1 protein-coding gene is annotated in these 599 nt (G+C 49.6%); it reads left to right on the forward strand.

All coding sequences use genetic code 11. The features are described from left to right. On the forward strand, positions 1-599 hold a 599-nt coding region (rlmM, locus tag R8O11_RS29440; protein WP_318195151.1), incomplete at both ends, for a 23S rRNA (cytidine(2498)-2'-O)-methyltransferase RlmM.

The following is a 599-nucleotide window of genomic DNA, read 5'->3' on the forward strand; positions in this document are numbered from 1 at the left end:
TTGCGCGTCAGATGTTTGCTGTAGCGGCTGAGTTTGAAGCGCTGCCAAGTGAAGACCGCATCAGCCCAATTCTTGCCGAGCTGTCAGAGTTTGAATCGTTCCCACGTTGTGGCGATCTACGTATCGAAACGCCAGACACGAACGAAGCAAAAGAGCTGTTGAAGTTCTGCCGCAAGTTCACCGTACCAATGCGCCAAGCGTTGCGTGGTAAAGGTTTGATGTGGAATAAAGACAACGCGAAGAAGCCAGTGCTGCACATCTGTTTTGTCGCACCGGGTCATTGTTATGTGGGTTACTCACTACCAGGCAACAACTCGCAGTTCTTTATGGGTATCCCTCGCTTGAAATTCCCAGCAGACGCACCAAGCCGTTCAACGCTAAAACTGGAAGAAGCTTTCCACGTATTTATTCCGCGAGATGAGTGGGATGAGCGTTTAGCGCCAGGCATGTGGGGCGTTGATTTAGGTGCATGTCCAGGTGGCTGGACGTACCAATTAGTGAAACGTTCTATGTTCGTTCATTGTGTTGATAATGGCATGATGGCAGACAGCTTGATGGAAACCGGTCAAATTAAGCACCACATGGTGGATGGCTTTAAG

The organism is Vibrio sp. 1288, assembly GCF_033344475.1.